This window comes from Janthinobacterium sp. C22, assembly GCF_057919405.1.
On sequence record NZ_CP193659.1, the window covers coordinates 2,033,478 to 2,048,700 of the forward strand.

Sequence of the window (15,223 nt, forward strand, 5' to 3'; positions counted from 1 at the left end):
TCGGTTGTGGTTGCGCGGACCATGGCGGTCCGGTGATGCAATCAGATTAACAGTGGGCACGCGGCGTGCTTACGAATCGTTCTGTCTATCGATATGCAATAAATATCTGAAAGACGTCAACATGGTGCGCGTAGCGCATATGGCCTCGTTTCCAGCATACGACCGGGCACGGCAAGGCCGCAATGCTGCACAGCAGTAAATTGCCGGCTGTTGTATAAATACGACTATCTGCGATGAGCGTGGGAGCCTGGCGGCGGCATGCGCCGCCAGACGGCGGGAATTACTGCCCCGGATTGGGCGCTCTGGCGTGGATGGCGTCGACGGCCGCCACCAGTTCCGGCGACAAGGTGAGGTGATGCGCGTCGATATTTTGCTGCAGCTGCGCCACGCTGGTGGCGCCGATGATGGTCGACGCGACGAACCAGCGCGAATAGCACCACGCGAGCGCCAGCTGCGCCGGCGTCAAGCCATGCGCGCGGGCCAGCGCCGCATACTGGCTGGCTGCCGCGATGGTGGCGGGGCGCACGTAGCGAGGGCTCCAGCCGGCCGGGAAACGCGTCAGGCGGCCCTTGGCCTGCGGATCGTCGAGGTACTTCGCCGTCAGCTGGCCGAACGCCAGCGGGCTGTAGGCCAGCAAGCTGACGTTTTCGCGGTGGCAGGTTTCGTCGAGCAGGCTCGTCTCGAAATGGCGCGCCGTCAGGTTGTACAGGTTCTGGATGGAAACGATGCGCGGCAAGCCTTTCAGCTCGGCCTGCTTGATGTATTCGCACACGCCCCACGACGATTCGTTCGATACGCCGATGTGGCCGATCTTGCCCTCTTCAATCAGCTTGCCCAGCACGGCCAGCGTGTCCTCGATGGCGACCGACGCGTGTTCCTTGCGCGGGTCGTACACGCTGGCGCCGAAGATGGGCAGATTGCGGCTGGGCCAGTGCAATTGATACAGGTCGATGTGCTCCGTTTGCAGCCGGCGCAGGCTGTCCTCGACGGCGGCGCGGATGTTGACCGCGTCGTGATCCGTCTTGCCTTTGCGTATCCAGTGCATGCGCGAGTTCGGTCCCGCTACCTTGCTGGCCAGGACGATCTGGCTGCGCTTGCCGCTTTTCTTCAGCCAGCTGCCGATGTAACGCTCCGTGCTGCCCTGCGTTTGCGCGCTGGCCATCACGGGATACATTTCCGCCGTGTCGATGAAGTTGATGCCACGTTCCAGCGCGTAATCGAGCTGGTTGTGCGCTTCGGCTTCGCTGTTCTGTTCGCCGAAGGTCATCGTGCCCAGGCAGATCGTGCTCACTTCCAGGCCGCTGGAACCCAGTTTGACCTTGTTGATCATTTCGCCTGTTTGCCGTGCAGTGCGCGCGCGCAATCCTTGATCAGGGCGGGACCGGCGTAAATCAGGCCGCTGTACAGCTGCACCAACTGCGCGCCCGATTCGAACTTGGCCACGGCGTCGCTACCCTGCATGATGCCGCCCACGCCGATGATGGGCAGGGCGTCGCCCAGTTCCGCCTTCAGCAAACGGATCACATTGTTCGACAGCTCGAACACGGGCGCGCCCGACAGGCCGCCCGCTTCGGCGCCGTGCTGCATGCCTTCGACGGCGCTGCGCGACAGGGTCGTGTTGGTGGCGATGACGCCGTCGATCTTGTGGCGCGTGAGCGACTCGGCGATGCTTTTCACCTGTTCGCCATCCATGTCCGGCGCGATCTTCAATGCCAGCGGCACGTAGCGCTTGTGCTTGTCCGCCAGGCGCGCCTGGGCGTCCTTCAGTTGCGACAGCAGGGCGTCGAGTTCCGACGCGCCCTGCAGCTGGCGCAAATTCTTGGTGTTCGGCGACGAGATGTTCACCGTCACATAGCTGGCGTAGGGGTAGACTTTTTCCAGGCACAGCAGGTAATCCTCGGCCGCCCGTTCGATGGGCGTGTCGGCGTTCTTGCCGATGTTCAGGCCCAGCACGCCGGCGCGCTCCTGGTAAAACTTCGACGCCTGCACATTGGCCACGAAGGCGTCCACGCCGCCATTATTGAAACCCATGCGGTTGATGATGCCCTGCGCCTGCGGCAGGCGGAACATGCGCGGTTTCGGATTGCCCGCCTGCGCGCGCGGCGTGACGGTGCCCACTTCGATCGAGCCGAAACCCAGGTCGGCCAGCGCGTCGATGTAGGCGCCATCCTTGTCCAGGCCGGCGGCCAGGCCTACTGGATTGGGGAAGGTGATGCCCATCACCGTGCGCGGGTCCGCCGCCGGTTTGCCGGCCAGCTTCGTCAGGCCCAGCGCGCTGGCGCGTTTCAGGGCGGGCAAGGTGAAATGATGGGCCGCTTCGGCATCCATCGAAAACAGCAGGGGACGGGCGAGGGAATACAGGAATTTTTCAGACATGGGGCGCTTTGAGTAGGTATGCGGGCTGCCGGGAAGGGCTGGCGGCGCGCGAAATAAGTGCCGTATTTTACCGTGTTCCGCGCGGCTGCCGGGTGTATAGTTCTTGTTGGTCTGATGCAATATTGAGTCCTTGCTAATTCGCATCCGGCCGCGGACTTTCCTGTTTCTTCCCTGTTCCCTTCACTTCATAAGCGAGACATCGATTGAAAAAGACACGCATCCTGACCGCCATCGCGGCCGCCAGCGCACTGCTGCTGAGCCACCCGGCCCTGGCCTTGCCCAATACGCAGGACACCCGCATGCTGAGTGAACCGGCCGTCTCCAGCCGCCACATCGCCTTCATCTATGCGGGCGACGTATGGCTATCGAACCTCGACGGCGGCGGCGCGCGGCGCCTCACTTCCGACCTGGGCGACAAATCGAACCCCGTGTTTTCGCCCGACGGCAGCCTGATCGCGTATAGCGCGAACATCGACGGCAATGTCGACGTGTATGTGATCGCGGCGGCGGGCGGCGTGCCGCGCCGCCTGACCTTCCACCCGGGCGCCGACCTGGCGCAATCGTTCACGCCCGATGGCCAGGCCGTGATGTTCACTTCGCCCCGCGCCGCCTTCAACAACCGCTTCCAGAAGCTGTTTACGGTGCCCGTGGCGGGCGGCGTGGAAACGCAGCTGGAAATCCCGAACGCGTCGCGCGCCACGTATTCGCCCGATGGCAAGCGCATCGCCTACAACCCCCTGATGCCCGCCTTCAAGCAGTGGAAGCGCTACCGGGGCGGCACCAATTCCTGGCTGTGGCTGTTTTCGTCCAGCGACAAGTCGATCGAAAAAATCCCCCAGCCCAGCACGCGCTCGAACGACGTCGACCCCATGTGGATCAAGGACACCGTGTACTTCCGCTCCGACCGCAACGGCGAATTCAACCTGTTTGCCTACGACGTCAAGACGAAAGCCGTGCGCCAGCTGACGCGGCACAAGGATTTCCCCGTGCTGAACGCGTCGGCCGCGAACGGCACCATCGTCTACGAGCAGGCCGGCTATCTGCACTCGTTTGACATCGCCAGCGGCCAGGCGCGCAAGCTGACCATCGGCGTGGCCAGCGACCTGGGACAGACGCGCGCCCGCTGGGTGAAGAACGCGAAATACATCCGCGACGCCTCGATTTCGCCGTCGGGCGCGCGCATCGCCTTCGAATACCGGGGCGAGATCGTCACCATCCCCGCCGACAAGGGCGACGTGCGCAACCTGACGCAGACGGCCGGCGCCCACGAGCGCACGCCCATCTGGTCGCCCGATGGCCGCTCGGTCGCGTATTTCTCGGACGAGTCGGGCGAATACGAGCTGCATGTGCGCGCGCAGGACGGCAAGGGCGCCGTGCGCAAGTTCAAGCTCAATGGCAGCGGCTTCTATGACAACGCCGTCTGGTCGCCCGACAGCAGGAAGATCGCGTTTGCCGACAATGGCTGGAGCATGTACGTGATCGACATCGGCAACGGCAAGGTGCAAAAAATCGCCACGGAGCCGATGTATGGCGTCGACAAGAGCATGCGCGCCGCGTGGGCGCCCGATTCGCGCTGGCTGGCCTACACGCTCAATTCGCCCACCTACACGCGCAGCGCCTACATCTATTCCGTCGAGCAGAACAAGTCCATGCCCGTGACCGATGGCCTGTCCGACGTGGCCCAGCCCGTGTTCGACAAGAGCGGCAAATACCTGTACTTCTTCGCGTCGACGAATGCGGGCCCCAGCAACAACTGGTTCTCGCAGCAGAACGAAGACAACCTGGTGACGCGCACCGTGTGGATGGCCGTGCTGCGGCGCGACCTGCCGTCGCCGCTGATCAAGGAAAGCGACGAGGAAAAGGCCGCCGGCGCGGAGAGCAGGAAAGACACGGCGAAGGCGGAAGCGGAGCCGAAGAACGAGCCGAAGATCGATCCGAAGACGGGCCGCGACGACCCGAAAGTGGCAGTGGTCCCCGTGGCGCCGATCCACATCGATTTCGACGGCATCGCCACGCGCATCGTCGACCTGCCGCTGCCGGCCGCGCAGTTTTCCAGCCTGACCGCCGGCGCCGCCGGGCAGATCTTCCTGCTGCGCGAAAGCGACGGCAAGAAGGCCGTGCAGCGCTTCGATCTGAAGGAGCGCAAGGCGGAAACCGTGGTGGCGGAAGCCGATGATTTCGAAGTATCGGCCGATGGCAAGAAGCTGCTGTACCGCCAGAAGGACAACTGGGCCATGGGGTCTGCCACGGGCAAGCTGCTGGCGCCGGGCGAAGGCAAGATCAAGGTCGACGCCATCGAAGTGAAAGCCGATCCGCGCGCCGAGTGGGCGCAGATTTTCAATGAAGTGTGGCGCATCAACCGCGATTATTTCTATGACCCGGGCATGCATGGCGTGGACTGGAAGGCCATGCGCGACAAGTACGCCGTCTTCCTGCCCGAGTTGTCCAGCCGCGCGGACCTGAACCGCCTGATCCAGTGGATGTGCAGCGAACTGGCCGTTGGCCACCACCGCGGCGGTGGCGGCGACGATTTCATCGAGGCGAAGAAGGTGCCGGGGGACTCTTGGGCGCCGATTACGAGGTCAGCGACGGCCATTACCGCTTCAAGAAGGTGTATGGCGGCTTGAACTGGAATCCGGCCCTGCGCGCGCCGCTGACGGAGCCGGGCCTGAACGTGAAGGCGGGCGAATACCTGCTGGCCGTCGACAGCCGCCCGCTGGCGCCGCCGACGAATATCTACAGCGCCTTCGAGAACACGGCCGGCAAGGCCATCGACCTGACCGTGGGACCATCGGCCGACGGCAAGGCGCGCGCACGATCACCGTGGTGCCCGTGCCGACGGAAGATGCCTTGCGCAACCGCGACTGGATCGAAGGCAATATGCGCAAGGTCAATGCGGCCACCAATGGCAAGGTGGCGTACGTGTACGTGCCGAATACGGCGGGCCTGGGCCACACCTACTTCAAGCGCTACTTCTTCCCGCAGGCGGACAAGCAGGCCATCATCGTCGACGAGCGTTTCAATGGCGGCGGCAGCGTGGCCGATTACTACATCGAGATCCTGCAGAAGAAGGAAATCGCCTGGTGGACCATGCGCTACGGCGCCGACATGAAGACGCCGTCCGCCTCGATCCAGGGGCCGCGCGCCATGCTGATCGACGAGACGGCCGGCTCGGGCGGCGACTTGCTGCCGTGGATGTTCCGCAAGAACAACATGGGCCCGCTGATCGGCAAGGCCACCTGGGGCGGCCTGGTGGGCATCCTCGGCTTCCCCGTGCTGATGGATGGCGGCACGATCACGGCGCCGAACCTGGCGTTCTGGACGCGCGAAAACGGCTGGGGCGTGGAAAACGAAGGCGTGCCGCCCGATATCGAAGTCGAGCAAACGCCGGCCGACGTCATCGCCGGCCGCGATCCCCAGCTGGAAAAGGCGATCGAGGTGATCCAGGCCGAACTGGCGAAGAATCCGCCCGTGCGGCCGGCACGTCCGGTGTTTCCGGACAAGAGCAGGTAACAAGGCGTAGGTCGGATTAGCGGCGCCGCCGAGGCGCAGCGTAATCCGACACCATTGTTGGCTTTGCAGTGTCGGATTACGCGGCGTACCGCCGCTAATCCGACCTACCCGATTTTACAGGACGACCCACTGCCCCTTGATCCGCGCTTCCAGCGGCTTGAAGTTGATTTTATAGGCCATCTTCGGGCTTTGCGCGATCCAGTAGCCCAGGTAGATGTAGGGCAGTCCCAGTTCCTGCGCCTGGGCGATCTGCCACAGCACGTTGTAGGTGCCGTACGAGGCGCCCGGCACGTCGGGATCGAAGAATGTGTAGACGGATGACAGGCCGTCGGCCAGCACGTCGATGATGCTGACCATGCGCAGCGTGCCTTCGGCATCGCGGAACTCCACCAGGCGCGTGTTGACCCGGCTTTGCAGCAAAAATTGCGCGTACTGGTCGCGGCTGTCCTGGTCCATGCCGCCGCCCGCGTGGCGCGTGCTCTGGTAGCGCAGATACAGTTCGTAGTGCTCGTCGAGGAAGGACAGGGTGGCCACGCCCGCCTGCAGGTCGGCGTGCCGGCTCCACGCGCGGCGCTGGTTGCGGTTCGGCGTGAACTCGCCGGCCACCACGCGCACGGGGATGCAGGCCTGGCAGCCGTCGCAATACGGGCGGTAGGTGAAAATGCCGCTGCGGCGAAAGCCGTTGCGCACCAGTTCCGAATACACGTCGCTGTTGATCAGGTGCGAAGGCGTGGCCACCTGCGAGCGGGCCTGGCGATCGTCCAGGTAGCTGCACGGATACGGTGCCGTCGTGTAGAACTGCAGGGTGGCAAACGGTAGTTCGTTCAGGTGCGTCATGCTGATCCTGTCTGGTCTGTCCGCAGCAATCGAAATGTGCCTGGCGGTGTGCCTGGAGATATCATAGCTTTTTTACGCCGGCGGCGCAGCATGCCAATCGGTGATTTGCGCTGCTTCAATGGCGATCCTTACATGGGCCAGGAAGCGCGCGCGCGAAATGGGCGCCGCGCCCAGCGAGGCCAGGTGTTTCGTTTCTTGCTGACAGTCAATCATGGCCACGCCGCGCGCCCGCAAAAAGCGCACGAGGTGCGCCAGCGCGATCTTCGAGCCATCCGAAACGCGGGCGAACATCGATTCGCCATAGAACATGCGCCCGATCGACACGCCATACGCGCCGCCCACCAGTTCGCCGTCCAGCCACAGCTCCGACGAGTGCGCATAGCCCAGCTTGTGCAAGCCCGTGTAGCCGGCGATGATGTCGTCGGAAATCCAGGTGCCCGGACCATCCTTGCGCGGCGCCGCGCAGGCGCGCATGACGGCGTCGAAATCGCCGTCGAAGCGCAGCTGCCAGCGTCCGTCCGTGGCGGCGCTGCGCTCGACCTTGCGGATCGCCTTGGCCAGGCTGTCGGACACCTTGAAGTCCGCCGTCATCAGCACCATGCGCGGATCGGTGCTCCACCAGAGTATGGGCTGGCCCTCGGAAAACCAGGGGAAGATGCCGCGCTTGTAGGCGTCGAGCAGGCGCGCGGGCGACAGGTCGGCGCCGGCCGCCAGCAGGCCGGGCGCTTCGTCGGTGAGGGCGCGCGAGACGTCGGGGAACGGGGTGTGGATGTCGAGCCAGGGAATCATGCGGCGTCAAAAATGGCAGGTGATGGGGGCTTACTCGGCATCCGTGCGCGCCATCGGGCGCGTGATGTCGCCCGTATGCACACCGTAGCTGCCGCCTTCGCGGATTTTCACGCGGTCGGCAAAGAACAGTTCCAGGGTGGCGCGGATGGTGGGGAAGGCCAGGTCATCCCAGGGTATCTGCGCTTCCGTAAACAGGCGCACGTCCAGGCTTTCGATGCCGGGCGCGAAATCGAGGTCGCGCAGGCGGGCCAGGTAGAACAGGTGCACCTGGTGCACGCGCTGCACGTTGAGCAGCGAAAACAGGGGACCCAGCTCGATATTCGCGCCCGCTTCCTCCACCGTTTCGCGCTCGGCCGCGTCGGACGTCGTTTCGTCGTTTTCCATGAAGCCGGCCGGCAGGGTCCAGTAGCCGAGGCGCGGCTCGATGGCCCGCTTGCACAGCAAGACCTGCAACTGGCCATCCTCTTCCCAGACGGGAATCGAGCCGACCACCATTTTCGGGTTCTGGTAATGGATGGCGTCGCAGTTGGCGCACACATAGCGGGGACGGTTGTCGCCTTCCGGAATGGACAGGCTGACAGGATGGGCGCATTCGGAGCAGAATTTCATGGGCAGGCTTAGGAAAATGGATGTCTAGTGTAACGCTTACTGTACACCGATTGCGCGCTGTGTGGCGTGACGGGCGGACACAATGCCAATCGGCAATTGGCCGGACTTTGAAATTAAATGGCTCTATTGCAGGCGAAGTTGAGATAGCTATTGCCTAAGCCGCCCGTTTGCCCTTATAATTCGAGTGCGGGGTGGAGCAGTCTGGCAGCTCGTCGGGCTCATAACCCGAAGGTCACAGGTTCAAATCCTGTCCCCGCAACCAATACCGGAAAGCCGCTGACTCTTGCAAAAGAGCAGCGGCTTTTTTCATTGCTGGCCAACGGCACACTCCGGCAGCTGGGACAGGCATGACATTGTCAAATCATGCCCTTTACGTCGCGCAACAATCTGGTATATAATTCGCCTGCGGGGTGGAGCAGTCTGGCAGCTCGTCGGGCTCATAACCCGAAGGTCACAGGTTCAAATCCTGTCCCCGCAACCAATTCGAAGCCGCTGGTTCCTCGCAAGAGGGCCAGCGGTTTTTTCGTTCTACGGCGCGATGTCGTCTGCCAGCTGGCGCGCATACACGACCAGCCGCAAGTGGCGGTCCGCATCGATGGTCAGCGAGGTGTGCTCGTACGCGGCCTGCTTGCCATCGATTGTCAGACGGCGCACGCCGGCACACGGCGCATGCACGTCATGGCGGCGCCACCATAGCTTGAACTCGGGCGAGACCTTTTCCAGCTCTTCCACCAGCGCGTGGATGTCCGCTTCCTGCGTGGCGCGCGCATAGTCGCGGCGAAAGCTCGACAGCATCAGCGGCGCCTGCTCTTCCCAGCCGGCGAAGCGCGAGCGCAGCAGCGGGTCGGTAAACAAGAGCCACAGCAGATTGCGCCGCGCCGGCATATGCGCGCCGAAGCCGAACAGGGCATCCGCGCCCGCATTGAACGCCAGCACGTCCCAGCGCAGGTTGAGCACATACGCGGGATGCGCCAGCTCGTGCATCAGGCGGCGCACCGGCGGCGGCACCACGCAAAACGTCTTGCCCTCTTCGGCCGGCGGACGCGCATGCGCGAGCAGGAACAGGTGGCGGCGTTCGCCCGCGTCCAGTTTCAGCACTTCGGCCAGCTTGTCGAGAAAGGCGCTGGAGACGCCGATGTCGCGCCCCTGTTCCAGCCAGGTGTACCAGGTCAGTCCCACGCCGGCCAGCGCCGCCACTTCTTCGCGGCGCAAGCCGGGCGTCCTGCGCCGCCCGCCGCCGGGCAAGCCCACGTCTTCCGGCGACAGGCGTGCGCGGCGCGCCTGCAGGTAGGCGGCCAGTTCGTGGCGGGTGCGGGCCAAAGTACGCATGGTGCTGCCTTTCAGGTAAGCCTGTTGCCATCAGTAATAGCATAAACAGTTAAATTGTAATTGTTTATATTGTATTCCAGAATGCCGGCTTTCTTCCTGAAGGCTTGCCCATGTCCGACTATTCTTCTCACGCCAGTACTGGCACTTCCGCCGCCGTGCTGCCCTCCACCGTCTACCTGATCGCCGTGGGCGCGTTCGCGCTGGGCATGGCGTCGTATGTAACGGCGGGCCTGATGCCGATGATCGCCGGCGCGTTTTCCGTTTCCCTGGCCATGGCCGCGCAGCTGGTGACGGCGTTTACCCTGGCCTATGGCCTCGGCTCGCCGCTGATGGTGGCCTTGCTGCCGGCGCGCGCGCAGCGCTCCGGCCTGCTGGGCGCGCTGGGCGTGTTCGTGCTGGCGAACGGGGCCAGCGCGCTGGCGCCCGGTTTTACCAGTCTGCTGGCGTGGCGGGCCATGGCCGGCATCGGGGCGGGCGTCTACCTGGCGCTGGGCATCGCGGCGGCGGCCGGCGTGTCGGCGCCGCAGCAGCGGGGCAAGGCCATCGGCGCGATCATGGGCGGCATGGCGGGCGGCACGGTGCTGGGCGTGCCCTTGAGTTTGCTGCTGGCGCAGCAGCTGGGCTGGGCCGCGGCCCTGTGGCTGGTGGCGCTTCTCGGTGCGCTGGCGCTGGCGGGCTTGCTGTGGAAGCTGCCCGCGCTGCCGGAAGTACCGGCGACCTCGCTGCGCCGCAAGCTGGCCTTGCTGGCCGACGGGCAGGTGCTGGCCATTTTGCTCGTATCGCTGCTGGCGGCCATCGCCAGCCTGGGCATGTACACGTTCATTGCGCCGCTGCTGGCATGGTCCGCGCACGGTGCAGCGATTTCCGCCACGCCCTTCCTGTGGGCCTGGGGCGTGGGCGGCATCGCGGGCAGCGTATTGGTGGGACCATGGGCGGACAAGGTGGCGGCGCCGAAGCTGACCTGCTTCATCTTGCTGCTGCTGGCGCTGGCCTTGAGCGCGCTGCCGCTGGCGGCCGGCTGGTCGGCGTGGCTGATGCTGGCGCCCATCGTGCTGTGGGGCGCGGCTGGCTGGGCCTTGCAAGTGCCGCAAAACCAGCAACTGCTGGCCGTGCGCGCGCGCGAGGGCGACGGCAACCTGGCCATCGCCCTCAACGAATCGGCGCTGTACCGGGCAGCGCCGTCGGCGCCGCCGCGGGCGGGGTGCTGCTCCTGCTCAACTGGCCCATGTGGCTGCTGGCGGCCGGCGCCGCCCTGGCCGCCGCCGCCGCGTTGCTGCTGCAGTTGCCGGCGGCGCGGCGCGGCTAGCCTTTCTTCGCCAGTTGCATGCCCACGGGCAGGGCGCGGATGCGCTTGCCCGTGGCGGCGAAGATGGCGTTGCACAGGGCGGGTGCGATGGGCGGCGTGGCCGGCTCGCCCACGCCGCCCAGCTCCATGTCCAGCGTGCCCGGCACCAGGTGCGTGTGGATCACGTGTGGCGCGTCGGCGGCGCGCAGCACGCTATAGTCGTGGAAATTGCTTTGCTCGACCCGGCCATTCTTAAAGCTGATCTCGCCGCTCATGGCCAGCGACAGGCCCATGATGCAGGCGCCCTCGATCTGCGAACGGACCCGGTCCGGGTTGATCTGCGGGCCGCAATCCATGGCGATATCGACCCTGGGTACGATGACTTCGCCGGCCGCGTTGATCTCCACTTCGATCACGGCCGCCACATAGGTGACGAAACTGTAGGACACGGCCAGGCCCAGCCCCCGTCCCTTGGGCAGCTTGCGGCCCCAGCCCGCCTTGGCCGTCGCCAGCTCGATCACGTGGCGCATGCGGCCTATGTCGACCGGATACTTCGCCGGGTCTTCGCCATAGTTCCAGCCGTCGGACAGGTCGGCCGGGTTGATCTTGCGCGCGGGACCCAGCAATGCCAGCAGGTAGTCGCGGTGGTCCTTCTTCGCCGCATGGGCCAGTTCGGCCGTGAACGACTGGATGGCGAACGCGTGCGGGATGTTCGACACGGAGCGGAACCAGCCGATGCGCGTGTGGGCCGGCACCTCGGGCACTTCGACGCGGATGTTCGCAATGGCGAACGGCACGTTGATGGCCGACATGCCCAGCTCGAACGGCGCCTGCTTGTTCGCGCCGGCGGCAAAGGTCGAGGTGATGGTGGGCGCGGCCGTGCGGTGCAGCCAGGCCGTCGGCATGCCATTCGCGTCCAGCGACGCTTCCAGCCGTTCGACGGACACCGTGTGCAGGTAGTCGTGCTGGAGGTCGTCGTCGCGCGTCCACGTCAGCTTGACGGGCGCGCCATCCATGGCTTGCGACAGCAGTGCCGCCTCGACGGCGAAATCGGGCTTCGATTTGCGCCCGAAGCCGCCGCCCAGCAGGGTCACGTGCACGGTCACGTCGTCGTACGCCAGGCCCAGGGCCTTGGCCACATTGCTGCGCGTCGCCTGCGGCGCCTGCACGCAGGCCCACACTTCGGCCTTGCCGCCGGCGATGCGCACGGTGGCGGCGGGCGGCTCCATGGTGGCGTGGGCCAGGTGCGGCAGATAGTATTCGGCACTGAGCTTGCGCGCGGCGGGAGCGGCGGCCAGGGTGGCTACCGTCCTGCCCTGGTCGCGCGCCGGACTGGCCGGCTGGCGCACGGCCGCTTCCAGGGTCTTGCGGAAGGTTTTCGAATCGTAGCCGCCGTTCGGGCCATCGTCCCATTCCAGCACCAGCGCTTCGCGGCCCTTGATGGCGGCCCAGGTATTTGTCGCGATGACGGCCACGCCGCCCAGCGGATTGAACATGGCCGGCGGCGGACTGCCCGCCAGTTCGACGATGCGCAGCACGCCCGGCACTTTCAGGGCCGCCGTCTTGTCCACGCTTTTCAGCTTGCCGCCGAAGACGGGCGGACGGGCGATGACGGCATACGCCATCCCGTCGAGGCGCGTGTCGATGCCGAAGTGGGTATTGCCCGTGACGATGTCGTGCAGGTCGATGCCGCGCGTGCTGCTTTGGCCTATATAACGCAGCTCGCCCGCCGTTTTCAGGCTGATGCGCGCGCGCGGCGGCACCGGCAGTTTGGCGGCTTCCTCGGCCAGCGCGCCGAACGATAGCGAGCGTCCGCTGGCCGCATGCACGACCGTGTGGTCGACGGCTTTGACTTGCGTGACGGGCACGTCCCAGCGCACGGCGGCTGCCGTTTCCAGCATCAGGCGCGCCGTGGCGCCCACGTGGCGCATGGCGCGGAACGAGTGGCGCATGCTGCGCGAGCCGTCCGTATCCTGGCTGCCGTAGCGCGCTTCGTCGGCGGGCGCCTGCCGCACGCGCACCTGCGCCCAGTCGGCGCCCAGTTCGTCGGCCGCCACCATGGGCAGGCTGGTGCGGATACCCTGGCCCATTTCGGAGCGGTGTACAACAATGGTGACGATGCCGTCGGCGGCGACCGACAGGAAGACCAGGGCGTCGTCAACCACGCCGCCGGCCATCTTGTCGCCGCCGTATTTGACGGCGTCGGCCGCCATCACGAGGCCGGAAGGGCCGGCCATCAGGGTCAAGCCGGCCAGCGCGCCGGCGGCCTTGAGCCAGTTGCGCCGCGCGGGCGAATGTGCGGCGGCAGTGTCATGGCTGCTCATTTGGCCGCTCCTTTCGCGTGGATGCTGGCCGAGGCCTGCTTGATGGCCGCGTGGATGCGCGTATAGGTGCCGCAGCGGCAGATATTGCCGCTCATCGCTTCGCGGATTTGCCGGTCGTTCGGTCTTGGCGTCTTGTGCAGCAGGGCCGTGGCCGACATGATCTGGCCGGCCTGACAGTAGCCGCATTGGGGCACGCCGTGCTCCTGCCAGGCTTGCTGCAGCGCCAGGCCGACCTGGTCGTCGCCCACCGCTTCGATGGTGGTGATCTTCTTGCCGGCGGCGGCCGACACGGGCGTCACGCAGGAGCGGATCGCTTCACCATCGAGATGCACGGTGCAGGCGCCGCACAGGGCCATGCCGCAGCCGAATTTGGTGCCGGTCATGCCCAGTTCGTCGCGCAGGGCCCACAGCAGGGGCGTGTCTTCAGGCAGCGCAAGGTCGTGCTGCTTGCCATTGATGGTCAGGGTCGTCATGTGTATTCCTCGGAGTGGGGGGATGCGGGGAAGCGCGACGGCCATCCGGCATATGGATGAGCTCATCAGTAGGGGATGGTAGCACCAGCCGCCCTGCGCTGCAGGGCGGGGGCCGGTGGCATACTGCGGCTTCTGATATCGGAGTTTTCCATGACATACCTCACAACGGCGCCGGGCTTGCCCGACATCCTCGCTCCCGGCTTGCAGGTGGTTTTTTGCGGCCTCAATCCCGGCGTGGACGCGGCGGCCGCCGGCCACCATTTTCTCGGCCGCGGCAACCGTTTCTGGCCCGTGCTGCACCTGGCCGGCTTCACGCCGCACCTGGTGGCGCCGCAGGACGACGCCAGCGTGCTCGGTTTCGGGCTGGGCCTGACGGCGGCCGTCGGGCGCCCGACCAGCCGCGCGGACCAGGTGGGAACGGATGAATTCGCGCAGGCGGCGGCCGGCCTGCAGCACAAACTGGCATTGATGCAGCCGCAGTGGATCGCCTTCCTGGGCAAGGCCGCCTACGCGGCGATGACGGGAAAACGCCAGCTGGAATGGGGCGAACAGCCCGAGCGCTTCGGCGGCGCCCGCGTGTGGATACTGCCCAATCCCAGTGGCCTCAATCGCGGCTATTCGAAGGAGCGGCTGGTCGACGCCTACGCGGAGCTCAGGCGCGCGCTGGGCTGACGTCCAGTTCCACCGCGCGCAACAGCGGCGTGACGAAATCGAGGAAGGCGCGCAATTTCAACGGCAGCGGCGCCTGCCCCTTGTGCAGCAGGCTGACTGGCAAGGGCGCCGCTTCGAACGGTGCGAGCACGATGCGCAGCGCATCGTCGCGCAGGGCATCCATGACCTGGTACGACAGCACGCGGATCACGCCCGCGTCCAGGGTGGCGGCGGCGATGGCCGCATCCACCGTATTGACGGCCAGGCGCGAATGCACGGGCACGGACTGCGTAGCCTTGCCCGTGCCGAAGACCCAGGCGCGCCGCGATTCCAGCACTTCGAAGCTGATGCAGGCATGGGTTGCCAGGTCGCCCGGCACCGCCGGCGTGCCATGCGTGGCCAGGTAGCCGGGACTGGCGCACACGACCCGGCGCACCGTGCCGACCCGCGTCGCCATGAAGCTGCTGTCGGGCAGGTCGCCGATGCGCACGGCCACGTCGACCTGCTCGTCCATCAGGTGCAGCACGCGGTCGGTCAGCACGAGCTTGATCTCGATGTCAGGATAGTGGGCTAGGAACGCCGCCACCACGGGCACGATGTGCAGGCGTCCGAACACGACGGGCGCCGTGATCGTCAGCTCGCCCTTCGGCGCCGCATATTCGCCCGTCGCCATGCGCTCCGCTTCGCCGATCTCTTCGAGGATGCGGCGGCATGCGGCCACGTAGGCATGGCCGGCTTCCGTCAGCGACAACTGGCGCGTCGTGCGGTGCAGCAGGCGCGTGTTGAGGTGCGCTTCCAGCGCCGCCACCTTGCGGCTGACGTTAGCCAGCGGCATGCCGAGATGGCGCGCGGCGGCCGACAGGCTGCCCGCGTCCACCACCGCCAGCAGGATGCTCATGGATTCCAGCCTATCCATCGATTGTTTTCATGTGCGACATATCAAATTTTGGAAGAATCATTCTCAATCTTATGAGATTCTCTTTGTCGGCGCAAGTACGTAAGCTGGAGTCCTTCGCCGCGGCATGTTGCCGCGGTAA

General features: G+C 65.6%; 12 protein-coding genes, 2 tRNA genes and 2 pseudogenes. 7 read left to right on the plus strand and 9 right to left on the minus strand.

All coding sequences use genetic code 11. From position 1 onward, the window contains the following. Nucleotides 1-280: 280 nt before the first annotated feature. On the minus strand, nt 281-1,327 hold the full coding sequence (locus ACRHIG_RS09395; RefSeq protein ID WP_489630781.1) for an aldo/keto reductase: 1,047 nt from the start codon (nt 1,325-1,327) through the stop codon (nt 281-283). Continuing rightward, entirely contained in the window at nt 1,327-2,376 is a 1,050-nt protein-coding gene (locus ACRHIG_RS09400; protein ID WP_489630015.1) for a quinone-dependent dihydroorotate dehydrogenase, read from the minus strand. The genes ACRHIG_RS09395 and ACRHIG_RS09400 overlap by 1 nt, the downstream gene beginning before the upstream one ends. A 203-nt stretch (nt 2,377-2,579) precedes the next feature. Between ACRHIG_RS09400 and ACRHIG_RS09405 the strand changes: the two genes are divergently transcribed. From ACRHIG_RS09405 to ACRHIG_RS09415, 3 genes and pseudogenes are all read left to right on the plus strand, one after another. Beyond that, complete coding sequence (locus ACRHIG_RS09405; RefSeq protein ID WP_489630016.1) at nt 2,580-5,003, plus strand: S41 family peptidase; 2,424 nt, start codon at nt 2,580-2,582, stop codon at nt 5,001-5,003. Further along, nucleotides 4,988-5,128 (plus strand): annotated as a pseudogene (locus ACRHIG_RS09410) (PDZ domain-containing protein); the annotation flags it as partial. The gene ACRHIG_RS09405 and the pseudogene ACRHIG_RS09410, both read left to right, overlap by 16 nt. An 80-nt stretch (nt 5,129-5,208) precedes the next feature. Continuing rightward, complete coding sequence (locus ACRHIG_RS09415) at nt 5,209-5,889, plus strand: S41 family peptidase (protein ID WP_489630017.1); 681 nt, start codon at nt 5,209-5,211, stop codon at nt 5,887-5,889. Nucleotides 5,890-6,003: 114 nt separating this feature from the next. Here ACRHIG_RS09415 and ACRHIG_RS09420 read toward each other — a convergent pair whose 3' ends face one another. From ACRHIG_RS09420 to ACRHIG_RS09430, 3 genes are all read right to left on the minus strand, one after another. After that, entirely contained in the window at nt 6,004-6,726 is a 723-nt protein-coding gene (locus tag ACRHIG_RS09420; protein ID WP_475418118.1) for an arginyltransferase, read from the minus strand. Nucleotides 6,727-6,798: 72 nt separating this feature from the next. Beyond that, nucleotides 6,799-7,515 (minus strand): leucyl/phenylalanyl-tRNA--protein transferase, encoded by a 717-nt coding sequence (gene aat, locus ACRHIG_RS09425; protein ID WP_475414604.1) that lies wholly within the window; start codon nt 7,513-7,515, stop codon nt 6,799-6,801. A 30-nt stretch (nt 7,516-7,545) separates the two neighbouring features. Continuing rightward, complete coding sequence (locus ACRHIG_RS09430) at nt 7,546-8,124, minus strand: NUDIX hydrolase (protein WP_475414603.1); 579 nt, start codon at nt 8,122-8,124, stop codon at nt 7,546-7,548. A gap of 185 nt (nt 8,125-8,309) precedes the next feature. Between ACRHIG_RS09430 and ACRHIG_RS09435 the strand changes: the two genes are divergently transcribed. Next, a tRNA-Met gene (locus ACRHIG_RS09435) sits at nt 8,310-8,386 on the plus strand. Between the two features lie 142 nt (nt 8,387-8,528). Then, nucleotides 8,529-8,605: transfer RNA gene (locus tag ACRHIG_RS09440), tRNA-Met, on the plus strand. 47 nt (nt 8,606-8,652) lie between these two features. Here the strand turns inward: ACRHIG_RS09440 and ACRHIG_RS09445 are convergent. Beyond that, the gene (locus ACRHIG_RS09445; protein ID WP_489630018.1) at nt 8,653-9,453 is read right to left on the minus strand and encodes a helix-turn-helix transcriptional regulator; all 801 of its coding nucleotides are present in this window, start codon (nt 9,451-9,453) and stop codon (nt 8,653-8,655) included. Between the two features lie 239 nt (nt 9,454-9,692). Here ACRHIG_RS09445 and ACRHIG_RS09450 point away from each other — a divergent pair. Further along, nucleotides 9,693-10,556, plus strand: a pseudogene (locus ACRHIG_RS09450) (MFS transporter); the annotation flags it as partial. Between the two features lie 199 nt (nt 10,557-10,755). On the opposite strand, the gene ACRHIG_RS09455 reads toward ACRHIG_RS09450, so the two are convergent. Further along, complete coding sequence (locus ACRHIG_RS09455) at nt 10,756-13,062, minus strand: xanthine dehydrogenase family protein molybdopterin-binding subunit (protein ID WP_489630019.1); 2,307 nt, start codon at nt 13,060-13,062, stop codon at nt 10,756-10,758. Further along, nucleotides 13,059-13,535 carry a (2Fe-2S)-binding protein gene (locus tag ACRHIG_RS09460; protein WP_489630020.1) on the minus strand — a complete coding sequence of 159 codons (477 nt, stop codon included), beginning with the start codon at nt 13,533-13,535 and terminating at the stop codon, nt 13,059-13,061. The genes ACRHIG_RS09455 and ACRHIG_RS09460 overlap by 4 nt, the downstream gene beginning before the upstream one ends. 150 nt (nt 13,536-13,685) lie before the next feature. Between ACRHIG_RS09460 and mug the strand changes: the two genes are divergently transcribed. Beyond that, on the plus strand, nt 13,686-14,207 hold the full coding sequence (gene mug, locus ACRHIG_RS09465) for a G/U mismatch-specific DNA glycosylase (protein WP_489630021.1): 522 nt from the start codon (nt 13,686-13,688) through the stop codon (nt 14,205-14,207). Here the strand turns inward: mug and ACRHIG_RS09470 are convergent. Next, nucleotides 14,188-15,102, minus strand: coding sequence for a LysR family transcriptional regulator (locus ACRHIG_RS09470; RefSeq protein WP_489630022.1), 915 nt, complete (start codon nt 15,100-15,102; stop codon nt 14,188-14,190). The genes mug and ACRHIG_RS09470 overlap by 20 nt on opposite strands. Between the last annotated feature and the right edge of the window lie 121 nt (nt 15,103-15,223).